The following is a 13,502-nucleotide window of genomic DNA, read 5'->3' as shown; positions in this document are numbered from 1 at the left end:
AATAGAACTTTATATTTTTTAATTAAAATAAATACTCATTTTAAAAAAAATTTAATAAAAGAAGATAAAGAAAATTAAACTTTTAAAGTTATAATACACTATATAAAAAAGAATTAATATTAAATTTAGAAACCTTATAATGAAATAGCCTAAATTAAAAAATAAGATTTTAAAAATAGAATAACACTAAAATTAAAAGATGAAATAGCTTATTTGATAAACTTAACATGATTAGATTAAAAAATAAGATTTTTAAATGAAATAATACTATAATTAGAAGAGGAACACTCAGATAAATTTAACAGCATTTAATTAAAAAAATCAGATTTTTTCAATTGAAACATTGTCCATATCCTCAATGGATTTAAAGTCGTTATTTAAAAGATATAATAGAATCCTTAAAGCTTTTCTGATTCCATCTTCCTGTCTGTTATATAGCTCCTCACTGTTATTCTCCCTTAAATCTGAGAAAACATCGGTAGTGGTGACGATGGAATAATCATCTGTTAGAATACATATTCCGCCTCTTCCAATACCGGCTGTAGTACCGATGGCTATGTCGGAATCGGTTATATTTTTAACAGCCTCGGCCATTATCTTACTTACCTTTTTATCCCCCTCTTCATCATAGACCTTTATACCCTTAATTAAGGTTTTAGGTTCCGGAGGATTTTCAACCTGTAAAACCGTCTTAACTGCGTCTATTGTTGGAATGAATAAACCACAAACAAGACCAATATCATTATAGTCAAAATCCCCGAATTCCTTTGGATTTTTAATATAGTCCCTTCCGAAATTACCTTCATAGGATTGGGCCAGTGCGTGGATCTCACGTCCAATCTTACCATGGGTGAAACATTCTGCCGTGGCAATTCTAATCATCTTTATCATCCAATAATCTTAAAGCTGTTTTAGTAATAGCCTTGGATACCTCATCTAAGGTGTATGGAGTAATAGGTTCGTGGTCCCTTAATAACTTATTAGTTGAAACAATTAAATGATCTTTTAATATACCTTCCTTTTTAAGTTCGTCTACTGCAGGATTGTCCTTATATTCTGATATGTCCTTAACGGTAATCTCCTCATCACCATAGCCAAAGATTCCACCGGTACTAATAGTTTTGGCACCTATTGATTTAGCATGTTTTATGATTTTAGCCGCCATAGGTATTGTATTTCCTCCAGCTATCTCAATTACCACAACATCTCCCTTAATTAAATCAATATTATCCTCATTGATATATTCAGGAATACTTACAACATTTCTATAATCCTCATCATGGGTGCATATTCTTTTTAGGAAATCTGTTTTATATTCACCTATCTCCCCTCCAAGTAACGTGAAAATGACATCTGAGCCTGCAATCTTTTGACCATCAAAAGCCACAATCTCCTTTGGTCCACCACGATGTACCTGAATTAAATTAATACCAGTTCTTAAACCTAATCTTCCAAATCCTACAAGGTCTATTCTACCTTTAGGAACTCTCTGATTTTCAATATCTTCTATCATTCTATACCTCTTATAAAAAATAAATAAATAAAATGGTTAAATAAATCTATCCATGCTTTATTATATCATGCCCTTTTAAGATAAACTGAAATAGATATATACAAAAAAGTTTATCTAACCTGTAAAAATAACTAAAACAGTTAATAAAACATCTAATCTATTCAAGCTTAATAGCTAAAATAATCAAATAAACCATTACTCAACTTGCAAACGAACAAAAGCAAATCAACTTATAAAAAAATCATTATTCAATAATATAACCTCTTAAGACGTTATGGTAAATCCACCCACGGCTTTTTATTTAAGACAACTATTGGAATATTTAACTTAGATAGAATATTCTTTAAATCATATAATCCTGGAACCTCACTATCATGATGGCCTAAGTCGATTAAAGTAATATCCAAATATGAGGCTAAGACTGCCGTTTCCTGAGTCAAATCACCTGATATCAGAATATCCAAGTCTAAATCAGATGCTAGTTTTATGTATTCAGGATTTTTAAGTCCGAAACCAGAGATCACCCCAATATTATTTACTTGCTTCTTATCCTCAACCTGGTTTACGATTCGGACATTGGAAAAAATAGATGAGACTGTGGATTTGAATGATTCAAAATCACCATCAAACCTACAAACCCTTCCAATACCTGTCTTTTTATCAAATACATCAACAACATCCAAACCCAATATATTTGCAAGTGATTCATTTGCACCCCCATCTATAATATCCCAGTTTGAATGGATAGTATATGTAGGGGTTTTAGGTGTAAACAATGGAGGGTGATGTGTAACTATCAGAATATTTTCCTCTGAAAATCTCAAATCATCCTCCCTGTATAAATCCATCAATATATAAATTGAGCCTATTTCCTGATTTAAATCATACTCTCCCTGAAAACCTATACTGTCATCTTCTAAGCCAAAATCCTTAGGAATTCTATTATCAATATATACTATAATATCTTTGAGTATCATGCATCTAACCTAAAATTAATTAATAATGATTTCTGAATGTATCTTATCTAGTTCATCTTTTAAAAGCTTGTCACAGTCAAATGGATTTATTGTAGATATCTTCAGAGCCTGCCTTAATGCAAGATTCATAAATTTTTCAATGTTCCTCTCTTTGAAGATAATCTCCTCATAAAAGGTCATCTCACAGGCACTGTATAGGACACCATCCATGTTTTGAGCCTTGTTTAATACATCTGTCAAGACGCCGATAGTCAAAGTCATGGTACCGGACGTCTTTGTATTGATTCCCTTTGTTTTTATAATAGCCTTGTTTGGAGAGTTTACAACCTCCAACCTTTTATGGATATTGTTTTTATCCTTTAACAGCTCATCGTTATCCTCAGCTACAGGGTCCTCAATAATAAATCCTTTAAGATTAAGTTTTGATGATTGCTTGACTGTTAAACCTCCAAAACCTGTTGTATCTATTAAAACATCAGCAGCATAGATTAAATCCAGATTGGATGAGAATTCAACATCACAGTAAAGTTCACCACCAATATCAGCATGCAATAGCTCCTCAAGATGTGGATAGATATCAATCAATGTAATGTTGTTATAATACCTAGAGAGTTTTTTTACGATTCCAAGTCCTGTAAAATATGTTCCAACTACAATAATATTAGAATCCCTATCGAGATCAAGGGAATTGACATAATCAAGTGTTACTGAAGATTTCTTACTGATTATCTCATCAAATATATCTATTAATCTTGTTTTTGATTTTATTGTATATACTTCCGTGGTAATTCCAGTATCAATATCCATTATTTAACCTTCTTTAACAAATACTAAGTAAAGATTTCCTAAAGCATGAAAAAAATTCAACAGTTTACCTTAATGAGAATCTAGATCTTTTTAAATCCGACCTTCTCTAAAGCCTCTACAGCCTCCATATAAACTGCCTCCTCCAAGGGTTTAGATGTGACAGCATGTGACGGTGATGATCCTGCTGTTAGAATCCTTCCCTTATTGTCAATGAAAACTAGAAGTGAACCTGAACCAGGTACTCCAAGTCTACCGCGACTTATAATCAAGTCACAGTCACATTGATCAAGGGCAATATATGCCTTTGAAAGAGCAGGTATTCTACTTGTATCTGCAAAATTAGTATTTATCTTTAAAATATGAGCTTCGTTAAGACCATACTCTTTTAATACCTTATTTAAAACTTTAACCTTAATTCCATTCTTATTAGGAACATAGATTTTTTTAGCATTCTTTATATAAGTTTGAATCTCATGAACCTCTTCGATCTTATCCCCAAAGCGGCAGTTATTTTCAGATTCCTCAAATGCATTTTTAATCATCTTTTCAAAAGACATAATAAACACTATTAATCAGTTTTAAAATCAAATAACATTATGTTTTAAAAGTTTAAAAGCTTTAAGTAAAATGATTTAACAAAGGGTCTGAGCCTTTAAATCCAAGTTATTTATAACAGACATTACATCTTTAAAGTTTCCACATATAGGTGAACCTACACCCTTAACATCCAATGGATAGTTATCGGCAATGACTGTTGCTAAATTACTTGCTCCAGCATTTAAAGAGTATACAACATTTTCAGGTCCAATGGTTGGAGTTGGTACGGTGATTCTAATACTTGGATACATTATACGGGTAACTGCAATCATCTTCAATTGTTCCTCTAATGGAGATGCCGGATGGTTTTCCATTGGAGTGCCTTTATATGGATTAAAGCCCATAAGAGGAATTTCCTCAAGATTCTTAAAAGTGTTTAGAAAATGTAAATGTGCTATCCTATCTTCCAAACTTTCACCAAGGCCGATTAATATACCTGAGGATAGTGAAACACCTGCATCATCTATCATCCTACATACATTTACCCTATCCTCCAGCTTTTCACCAGGTTTTACAAAATTAAATAAATCTTCATTGGTTGTTTCTAAATTACAACAAATTGTATCGGTATTTAATTCTTTAAGTCTATTAATAGCCTCCTCGTTTAAATCTGCACCTACATTTACAAGAACTTCAAGGGAGGTGTTGTTTTTAACAATTTCAGTTGCTTTAATAGCCTGTTTTCCATTGTAACCATGACCACCAGAACAGCTAACCCTAGGGATTCCTGCCTCCTCAATAGATTTTGCAGCCTCCAGTATCTCATATTTGTTCTTGAAAAAAGAGTCGTAATATCCGTCAGTAGATGTTTCTGTTGCAAATCCACAGTATTTACATCTTGGATATATCTGGCATTTATTAGTAATATGGATTGTTGAAGTTAATTTAATTTGGTCAATATTCTTATCTCGAATTTTAACTGCAATATCACATAACTTATCTAAGTCTTCTCTATTGTCAATTTTTAATAATTGAATATATTCCTCATCACTTAGTTTTTTATTATTTTCTGCTTTTTTTAAAACTTCATCAATCAATTTTACACCTGAAAAATAAATAAATCTAAATAAAAAATAGTAAAAACTTATTTTTTAATAACTAATTAACTTAATGATTAAAAAATAAGTTAAATATGTTGATTTTAAAAATCAACTCAACTTATTTATAGAATATAACTATTCTTTTTTATCTTTTCCTAAGTAATCTAATACAGTAGGAACGATTTCAGCTAAAGCACCGAAATTCATTGAATCTGCAGTACCGAGTAATGCAGCAGGGTCTAAAGCTTCATCCATTTTATCAATACCTTCGTCATTCATAAGTGCAGTAACTTGGGTTAAAGCTTGATCTGCCATGTTTTGTGCAAATCCAGCAGGAGCACCTAAGATTTGAGTAACAGTGTCTCTGTATGCTAAGATACCTGCGTAGGTAATAGCGGTTACAGCTGAACACATATCACATACAGGTCCTAATAAGTTTGCAGGTAAGGTAAATGCTTCACCTCTTGCTTTAGTACCTAATTCTAATAAAGTGTTAATTGCTTCATCACTAGCATATCCTTTAGCAATGTATGCTTGACCTTTCATTTCAGGTACAGCACCTGGGTGGTAGGAAGCTACATTTACTTTAGCACCTAAATCATCAAAGATTTTTTTGAATTGAGTGGTAGGGATAGTACAAGCGTGGGTTACAATAGCACCTTCTTTAATATCTCCAGCAAAGTTTTTGATTATATCAGGTTGCATTCCACCTTCTGGTAACCAGGTCATTACCCAGTCAGCATCTGCTACAGCTTCAGAATCATCTGCAGTAGTTTTCATTCCTAAATCTTCAGGGTCTACAAAGTGAATAGCACCTTTAGGTGGTTTAGCGACTGTTTCAGCTAATGAGTTTACTTTTTCTCTTATTGCTGGCATTACATCTTCAGGTTTACCTGCTTTGTGAGCTGCGATAACTTCATCATAATCAAAATCGTCTACAATAGTTAAACCTTCTTTAAATACAGGATCAGCTACTACTACTTCATCTACACCAGCAAGGTGTAATAATTCAGCACCCATTTCAATAGTTGAATGAGTTAATGCGATTTCTTTTTTACCAGTTTGTTCTGCAACTTCACAAGCTCTTGTAAAGTTTGTAATACCACTTGCAGAATGTGTTCTGTAACATCCTGCACCTAAAATAGCTACTTTCATTTTTTGTCTCCTAAAAAATATTTAAATTTTAAATTTCGTATTTAAAACTATTACTACAAAAAATTATTGAAAATGTGCCTTAATATATAAAATCTATTAATTATTTTAAGAGTAGATAAAAATTTTTTAAACCCTATATTTTTCAAATAATTTTATCTTAGAACAGATGGTAGTAATATATAGAATTATAAAAATAAGAATATATAAATTTTTATATTTAATTATGAAACTGCATACATAATTATTAATTTATTCTATTAATCAACTAAATAATTATTACTTAATAACAAATGAGATTAATTAAATATGATAAATAACAAAGTATAATAAATATTCAACTGGAGGCTTTTAGGTAAATGTATGAATTAATTAAAAAAGCTGTCAATAGTGATGAGGCTGCTATTGAATTATCAAAAATGGATAAAGATGTGACAGAAGTTGTAGATGCAATATCTGAGTTATCCTTAGAAGAAACCATGAAACTTGGTACCAGATTTAAAAAGTTCCCAATCGGATGTGATTTGAATGAGATAATCGTTGGAACCTGTGCATCAGATTTGGAATTAAAGGATTTACTTGGAAACTGCAGGCTAGCCAATATGATTGGATCTCCCATTCATATATGTGCATATGCATTTGCAGACATAGCTGAAAATAATGATATGCGTGGAATAGACGTTATGAAAAAAGTCCATGATACCGTTGATGTTCCACTAGACCTTGATCATTTTGGTGAAAATGGACCTATGAGACTTCCTAAGAATATTGTTGGATGTGGTGGAGAATGTTATTACAAAGGTCCTGCATTTACTGAATGCCCAAGAGGAAGAATCCATGAAAGATTAATAGATAAAGAGTTAAAAGAAAAATCCGATAAGGAGGAATGGGTGAAACTATCATCTTCCGTTGCCATTAACTTAAGTTCAGTGCAAAGTGGTGAGGGACATGCAGCTCCATATGCCGAGGCAGTGGACGTTGCGAATCTAGCTAAAAAATATAATAAGGGACTTGAAGCCATCATGTTTGTTGGTGATGGATATGATGAGCTTATTACAGGTTTTGAAAAGGCTATAGATATTGGAGCAGACGTGTTTGTAATAGAAGGTGGACCTTATAACCGTGCGGAAAATACCACGGAAGCATATGCCAAAGCAATAGCTGCATCAAGAATATTATGTCCTGGAAAGGTTGTTGCAACCAATGGAGCATATGAACATGAATGCCGTGCAGGATTAAGATCCGGACTAAACATGATTATAACAGGTTTTCCAAAGAACCATCATGGATATATGTGTGGATATGAACCGGGAACTGCTAAAAGGGGTAATTTCGGTCTTCCTAGAGTAATTGAAATAATGAATGAAGAGGTTAACAACAAGTATACAAGGGTACCAATTCAAAGGGAAGAGTTAATAGCCCTTGCAACCTCCGTTAAGATAGCTGGGCCCGAGAACATATACCCTAAAAAGATCGGATCATACACCGTTGGAGATGCACACTGGGCTACATTGACAAGTTCCAGAATATATGACAACATCAATCTAAAACATGATCTAAATAGTATTGTGGAATCAGTAAATGGTAGCAGTGTTGCATTGCTTGGTGGAAGATTCATATCCTGGGTAATTGCAAAAGAGCTTGATAAACAAGTGGATGAGATTATTATATCTGATGTCGACCCTTGGATTCAGAATGTTACCGTAGACAACCTTCAAGAGGAACTAGATGCAACTATCATCAAGGGAGACGGAGACGTGAACAGTTCTGAAAAGTCAGATGATACAATCATTACATCAACAATACCAAACATCTCAAATAAAATCCTAAATAAAGTTCCAGATGCAATCAATTTAGTATAGTTTTTATAAACTATACTAATACTTTTTTTAATCATTAAAGTTTAAGATAGATATCTATAAAATGAAACTGTTATCTTAAATCTAAGAACCATTTCAAGTGTAAAAACTATAATCAATATCCCAGAATATTATTATAGTAAGACTATTTTTTAAAATCGAATATCTATAAAATTAAATATTAATAAAATATATTTATAATTAATAGAGGAATGTATTAAAGAAAAAATCATAGAAATTATTTAAAAATATTTTAATTATATTTACATGACCAATTCTTAAAAACAAATAATGAAAGGAAATAAATATGAAATTACAAATAGCTATACCTTCAAAAGGAAGGATAAGTGACCCTTCAATTGAAATTTTAGAGCAAGCTGGTTTAAAATTAAAAGACACCACCAACAGAAAACTAATGGCAAATACACATAATCCTAATATAGATGTTATGTTTACACGTGCCAGTGATATTCCAACATTTATCGAAGAGGGAATCGTTGATATGGGAATTACCGGCGTTGACTTAATCCATGAAAAAGACGCGGATGTTGAGGAAATATTGGATCTTGATTTTGGTCAAACAAAGTTAGTACTTGCAGTTCCTGAAAGCTCCAACATTAAAAGCATAAAAGATTTTAATGAAAACATGAGAATCGCAACAGAGTTTCCAAACTTAACCAGAAAATACCTTAAAGAAAATGGTGTTGAAGGTGTTGAAATTGTGGAACTTGCAGGCTCTACCGAAATAGCTCCACTTATAGGAATCGCAGATGGAATTACCGATTTGACCAGTACAGGAACAACATTAAAAACAAACCATCTTAAAATTATTGACACCATTTTAGAAAGTACCATTAAATTGATTGCAAATAAAGACAGTTTATCTGAAAAATATGAACTTGTTGAGGCTGTTACAACCAGTATCCAAGGTGTAATAAATGCATCAAACAAAAAGTTGATACTAATGAATGTTCATAAAGAAAACTTAAACCAGGTAAAGGATGTTCTTCCAGGTATGAGTGGACCAACAATATCCGAGATTCTATCTAAAAAGGATATGTTTGCGGTTCAAGCTGTAGTGGATGAGGACAAAGTATTTAAATTGGTTAATGAACTTAAAAAAGTAGGGGCAAGAGACATTCTTGTTGTTCCGATTGAAAGGGTTATTAACTGATTATTAAAGTGAAGGTAATTTGATGAAATTTATAAGATTTATATACAATGATGATGTCAAATCAGGGATAATCAAAAACAGTCAGATTTATGAAATAGACTATGATGATAATAAGGAATTACTAGATATCGATTTTAATCGGGACATTATTAATGATAAATCTTATAGTTTCAATGAAATTAAAATAATAGAACCTACAAAACCATCTAAACTGGTATGTATTGGGCTTAACTATAAAGAACACGGTGAAGAATTAGAGATGGAATTACCAGAGGAACCTAAAATCTTCCTAAAACCAGAAACATCCGTAATAGCCCATGAAGATCCGATCATATACCCATCAATGTCAAACCAGGTTGATTATGAAGGGGAGTTGGCTGTTGTAATAGGTAGAGAATGTAAGGATGTTGACATTGAAGAGGTAAAAAATTACATATTTGGATACACCATAGTCAACGATGTTACAGCACGGGATCTTCAAGCAAAGGACGGACAATGGACAAGGGCCAAAAGTTTTGATACATTTGCCCCTATAGGACCATGTATCGAAACCGACTTAAATCCCCTTAACCAAAAGATAGAGACTAAAGTCAATGGCAGGATTAAGCAAGATTCCAATACTAAAAACATGATTTTCAATGTCTACCAATTATTAAGTTTTATATCCAATATCATGACATTAAACTCAGGAGATGTGATATCAACAGGTACACCAAAAGGTGTAGGTGAAATCAAACCAAATGATACCGTTGAAATTACAATTGAAAACATTGGAACATTGAAAAACACATTAATCAAAAATTAATATCTATATTTTTTTAATAAAAAATGAATTAAGCTTAAATTAATTAAAGAAAATCATTAAATCATCCAAATATCCCGGAAATTAGCTTCTTTTATAAATGAAATTATTATCAAATGTCAATAATATTTTACTTTAGAAAGCAACAATTTTTTTAAAAAAGCTTCAAGTTTATATAATTTATAAAACATATTTTATAATGATGTACAAATTATTTTTATTATGGGAAGGCTATTTAAATTAAATTTTTAATTAATGAATAAGGTGTGAGTGTAATGAGAATTTTAATCCTTTACGATAATGTAAACAGTAAAGCTGCAGAAATTGCAAATGAAATCCTTGAAAATGTAGATTCAGAATTTAAAAGAGCATTTCCTGTAAATAAAGCTCATGATGCATGTTTACTAAAATATGATTTTATAATATTAGGTGGATCTGTCAGTAAAAGAAGTATTCCAAGGGAACTTAAACAGTATGTTCAAAGAAACATGAGAACATTAAAAGGTAAAAACATTGGAATATTTATTACAACCTATGAAAAGGAAAAGGAATCCAAATATCTATACAAACTTTACTCAAAAGAGTTAGTAAGTTCCGCATATCTAACAGAATTCTTCTATGATGAGAATATCAACACAGGTTTCTTTTCAAGACCTAGAACAAAAACACCTAATAAAGGTAAAATAAACGAACTAAATAAAAGCCGTATAAAATCATTTATTGACAAAGTCAACGAGCTTAGTGCTCGTCGTAAGAAATAATAATAAAATATTCAATTAATTAAGTGATAACATCACTTAAATTAATTTAATTTACTCATTTTTAAACTATATTCTAACAATTCAATTCAAAAACAATACTCTTTTTAAATTATTATCAATTAATAAAAAACAAAACCAGTTTCTAAAATAGTTAACCCTATTTGATTTTTAAATTGTTGACACATAAAAATAAGATCTAACTTTAAAGAGCTAAAACAGAATTAAGATTCCATGAAGAATTCTAATTTTTACAATACTAATTTTAAATATAAATAAATATATCTTAAAAAAATCATAATAATAATTTAAGGTGATTGAAATTTTTAATCTTAAAAATGTTATATCTATTAAAGATTTTTCAAAGGAAGATATTAATTACATCTTAGATGAAGCTAAGAAACTTGAGAAGGTTGCTAAATCACAGGCTATTTCCAATGATTTAAATGGAAAAATTCTTGGTATGATGTTTTTTGAGCCATCAACCAGAACCAAGCTATCATTTGAAACTGCAATGAAAAGATTAGGTGGAGCTTGTGTAGGATTTGACAGTGTCTCATCATCATCAATGGAGAAAGGTGAAAGTATTGCAGATACTGCTAAGATGTTGGAGTCATACTGTGACGGACTCGTCATAAGACATGAGCTTGAGGGGGTATCCCAATTCATATCAGAAATTGTGAATATTCCAGTAATCAATGCTGGTGACGGAGCAGGCCAACATCCAACTCAGACATTACTTGATTTATATACCATGAGAGAGGAATTCGGTCATATTGAAAATCTGAATGTTGCACTTGTTGGAGATTTAAAATATGGTCGTACCGTACATTCATTGGCATATGCTTTAGGATTATATAATGTGAATATGACATTTGTATCACCAAATGAACTTAGGATGCCTAAAGAAATCTTACGTGATCTTGAAAAAAATAATATTAAATATAGGGAAAACACTGACCTTAATGATGTCATTGATGATATTGATGTGTTATATGATACAAGAATCCAGAAAGAAAGATTCCCAGATGTCGAGGAATATTTGAAAATAAAGGACGCCTATTTGATTAATAAAAAAATGTTAGAGGGAAAGGATCTAATAGTCATGCATCCGCTTCCAAGAATCAATGAGATAGACTATGATGTTGATGATACCAAACATAATAGATACTTTAAACAAGCATTCAACGCTGTTCCTGTAAGAATGGCGATTCTTAAAAATCTGATATTAAACAATAAAAAATTTGAAGATTAAAAAATTCAATCTAAAAGAGAATTAATATAATAAATAATTATTAAATTATTTATTTATTTTTAATTAATCTTAAAATACTATTTCTAATTTTTAATTAAAGAGTTAATATTTTTCAAAACTAATTTTAATAATGTAATTAATCATATAAATTAAAAAAAAGCTAATTTTAGATATTGTTTAATTAAAAACATAAATTCCATTTAAAATAATAATAATAATAATAATAAATAACACTAATAAAAATATTAATGATAAAACTAATTTTGAAAATTTAAAAGAAGTAATATTATTAAAATTAAAAAAAAACAATTTTAATTATTTAATTAGCTAAAAAAGTATAATAATTAAAAATTAATTAATAAATTGGTTTCAATAAAAAAAGATACTGATTATTAAAAAAAATAAAAAGATTACATGGAGTATAAAGTATTTTCAACCAATTTCTCATCACATTGTAATTTAATAATGTTGGTTCTACCTTTACCTCTACCAAATGATTTGGTGTTTGTTGAAATTATACCTAACATTTCCAATTCATTAATGAAATCAAAGATCCTTCTATAAGTTACGGAATCACCCTTTGAAACTTCCTTATATGTTTCATATAGTTTACCTGAAGTAATTTCCTCTTTTTTCTTGGTTAATATTAAAATAGCTTCAAGAACCCTTTGTTGCTGAGTTGGTAAGGTTAAGATAATATCTGTAACTTTATTATGTTCAATTTCATTTTTAGCAGCAATAACATAGTCTCCAATTACTTTATCTGATTTATCATTGTCAGCTAACTCACCGGCAGTTCTGAGTAAATCAAGGGCATATCTTGCATCACCCTCCTCTTTAGCAGCCATTGCAGAACATAATGGAATAACATCCTCATCAAGAACACCCTCTTTAAATGACATTCTAGAACGTTCCTTTAAAATATCAGCTAATTGATCTGCTCTATATGGTGGAAAAACAATTTCCTTATCCCTTAAACTACTCATTACCCTTGGCTTAATAAATTTTTTAAAGTCTAAAAAGTTACTGATGGATAAGATAGAAACATTGTCTGTTCTGGTTAGGGTATATAATAATCCGTCACCGTCCTTCTCAAGTAATATGTCAATTTCATCCAAGATTACTATAAGGATCAATTCATTACCATTAAATTCCTGTTTGAAAATATCCCTAAATGTATTGATAATTTCCCCTTTAGTCCATCCTCTGTATGGAACATCTCTACCTAATCTTTGACATAGTTGAGCTAAAACCTGATATTCAGTAGTGTAATCAGTACATTTAATATATTCAACTCTAATGTATTGCTTTTTTTCTTTAGCAGCTTCTAAAAGTTGTTGTTGTGCAAATTTAGCTGCTGCAGTTTTCCCGGTACCTGTCTTACCATATATAGTTAAATCAGATGGAGTCACATTGTCTAATGCTTCAACCCAATATTTAGCTATTAACGTGATTTGTTCATTCCTATGAGGTAAGTTTTCAGGTAAAAACCTATGATCTAAAGGTTTTTTATTTTTAAAAACTGAATTGCTTCGGTCTTTTAAATTTGCAAAAATATTATCTGTCAT

13 protein-coding genes are annotated in these 13,502 nt (G+C 30.7%); 5 read left to right on the top strand and 8 right to left on the bottom strand.

Annotation, left to right across the window (positions count from 1 at the left end; genetic code table 11):
• Positions 1-321: 321 nt before the first annotated feature.
• The 7 genes from ABM4_RS00065 to hmd all read right to left on the bottom strand — a co-directional run bounded on the left by ABM4_RS00065 (position 322) and on the right by hmd (position 6,089).
• Complete coding sequence (locus ABM4_RS00065; protein ID WP_016357640.1) at positions 322-882, bottom strand: UPF0254 family protein; 561 nt, start codon at positions 880-882, stop codon at positions 322-324.
• Positions 875-1,513 carry a ThiF family protein HcgE gene (locus ABM4_RS00060; protein WP_016357639.1) on the bottom strand — a complete coding sequence of 213 codons (639 nt, stop codon included), beginning with the start codon at positions 1,511-1,513 and terminating at the stop codon, positions 875-877. The genes ABM4_RS00065 and ABM4_RS00060 overlap by 8 nt, the downstream gene beginning before the upstream one ends.
• Positions 1,514-1,785: 272 nt before the next feature.
• Positions 1,786-2,490 carry a Nif3-like dinuclear metal center hexameric protein gene (locus ABM4_RS00055; protein ID WP_016357638.1) on the bottom strand — a complete coding sequence of 235 codons (705 nt, stop codon included), beginning with the start codon at positions 2,488-2,490 and terminating at the stop codon, positions 1,786-1,788.
• Between the two features lie 15 nt (positions 2,491-2,505).
• Positions 2,506-3,297 (bottom strand): DUF1188 domain-containing protein, encoded by a 792-nt coding sequence (locus ABM4_RS00050; protein WP_016357637.1) that lies wholly within the window; start codon positions 3,295-3,297, stop codon positions 2,506-2,508.
• Between the two features lie 80 nt (positions 3,298-3,377).
• The gene (locus ABM4_RS00045) at positions 3,378-3,854 is read right to left on the bottom strand and encodes a DUF3236 domain-containing protein (RefSeq protein ID WP_016357636.1); all 477 of its coding nucleotides are present in this window, start codon (positions 3,852-3,854) and stop codon (positions 3,378-3,380) included.
• Positions 3,855-3,929: 75 nt separating this feature from the next.
• Complete coding sequence (gene hmdB / locus ABM4_RS00040; protein WP_016357635.1) at positions 3,930-4,931, bottom strand: 5,10-methenyltetrahydromethanopterin hydrogenase cofactor biosynthesis protein HmdB; 1,002 nt, start codon at positions 4,929-4,931, stop codon at positions 3,930-3,932.
• A 138-nt stretch (positions 4,932-5,069) separates the two neighbouring features.
• Positions 5,070-6,089 (bottom strand): 5,10-methenyltetrahydromethanopterin hydrogenase, encoded by a 1,020-nt coding sequence (hmd, locus tag ABM4_RS00035; protein WP_016357634.1) that lies wholly within the window; start codon positions 6,087-6,089, stop codon positions 5,070-5,072.
• Between the two features lie 356 nt (positions 6,090-6,445).
• Here hmd and hmdC point away from each other — a divergent pair, with 356 nt between their 5' ends.
• From hmdC to pyrB, 5 genes are all read left to right on the top strand, one after another.
• A complete protein-coding gene (hmdC, locus tag ABM4_RS00030; RefSeq protein WP_016357633.1) occupies positions 6,446-7,948 on the top strand; it encodes a 5,10-methenyltetrahydromethanopterin hydrogenase cofactor biosynthesis protein HmdC in 1,503 nt (500 codons plus the stop codon).
• 304 nt (positions 7,949-8,252) lie between these two features.
• A complete protein-coding gene (gene hisG, locus ABM4_RS00025) occupies positions 8,253-9,119 on the top strand; it encodes an ATP phosphoribosyltransferase (protein ID WP_016357632.1) in 867 nt (288 codons plus the stop codon).
• 22 nt (positions 9,120-9,141) lie between these two features.
• Positions 9,142-9,924 (top strand): fumarylacetoacetate hydrolase family protein, encoded by a 783-nt coding sequence (locus ABM4_RS00020; protein ID WP_016357631.1) that lies wholly within the window; start codon positions 9,142-9,144, stop codon positions 9,922-9,924.
• Positions 9,925-10,196: 272 nt separating this feature from the next.
• Positions 10,197-10,682 carry a flavodoxin domain-containing protein gene (locus ABM4_RS00015; protein WP_016357630.1) on the top strand — a complete coding sequence of 162 codons (486 nt, stop codon included), beginning with the start codon at positions 10,197-10,199 and terminating at the stop codon, positions 10,680-10,682.
• A 310-nt stretch (positions 10,683-10,992) separates the two neighbouring features.
• Positions 10,993-11,934 (top strand): aspartate carbamoyltransferase, encoded by a 942-nt coding sequence (pyrB, locus tag ABM4_RS00010; RefSeq protein WP_016357629.1) that lies wholly within the window; start codon positions 10,993-10,995, stop codon positions 11,932-11,934.
• Between the two features lie 410 nt (positions 11,935-12,344).
• Here pyrB and ABM4_RS00005 read toward each other — a convergent pair whose 3' ends face one another.
• Positions 12,345-13,502: a Cdc6/Cdc18 family protein gene (locus ABM4_RS00005; RefSeq protein WP_016357628.1), complete on the bottom strand. Its 1,158-nt coding sequence runs from the start codon at positions 13,500-13,502 to the stop codon at positions 12,345-12,347.

The sequence above is a fragment of the Methanobrevibacter sp. AbM4 genome (assembly GCF_000404165.1).
Taxonomy (GTDB): Archaea; Methanobacteriota; Methanobacteria; order Methanobacteriales; family Methanobacteriaceae; genus Methanarmilla; species Methanarmilla boviskoreani.
The sequence above is the reverse complement of the archived record's forward strand: the minus strand, read 5'-3'. Positions and strand labels throughout refer to the sequence as shown.

Bases quoted from the DNA above. Each gene is read 5' to 3' on its own strand.
- ABM4_RS00065 (WP_016357640.1), bottom strand. From the start codon at position 882: ATGATTAGAATTGCCACGGCAGAATGTTTCACCCATGGTAAGATTGGA.
- ABM4_RS00060 (WP_016357639.1), bottom strand. From the start codon at position 1,513: ATGATAGAAGATATTGAAAATCAGAGAGTTCCTAAAGGTAGAATAGAC.
- ABM4_RS00055 (WP_016357638.1), bottom strand. From the start codon at position 2,490: ATGATACTCAAAGATATTATAGTATATATTGATAATAGAATTCCTAAG.
- ABM4_RS00050 (WP_016357637.1), bottom strand. From the start codon at position 3,297: ATGGATATTGATACTGGAATTACCACGGAAGTATATACAATAAAATCA.
- ABM4_RS00045 (WP_016357636.1), bottom strand. From the start codon at position 3,854: ATGTCTTTTGAAAAGATGATTAAAAATGCATTTGAGGAATCTGAAAAT.
- hmd (WP_016357634.1), bottom strand. From the start codon at position 6,089: ATGAAAGTAGCTATTTTAGGTGCAGGATGTTACAGAACACATTCTGCA.
- hmdC (WP_016357633.1), top strand. From the start codon at position 6,446: ATGTATGAATTAATTAAAAAAGCTGTCAATAGTGATGAGGCTGCTATT.
- hisG (WP_016357632.1), top strand. From the start codon at position 8,253: ATGAAATTACAAATAGCTATACCTTCAAAAGGAAGGATAAGTGACCCT.
- ABM4_RS00020 (WP_016357631.1), top strand. From the start codon at position 9,142: ATGAAATTTATAAGATTTATATACAATGATGATGTCAAATCAGGGATA.
- ABM4_RS00015 (WP_016357630.1), top strand. From the start codon at position 10,197: ATGAGAATTTTAATCCTTTACGATAATGTAAACAGTAAAGCTGCAGAA.
- ABM4_RS00005 (WP_016357628.1), bottom strand. From the start codon at position 13,502: ATGACAGATAATATTTTTGCAAATTTAAAAGACCGAAGCAATTCAGTT.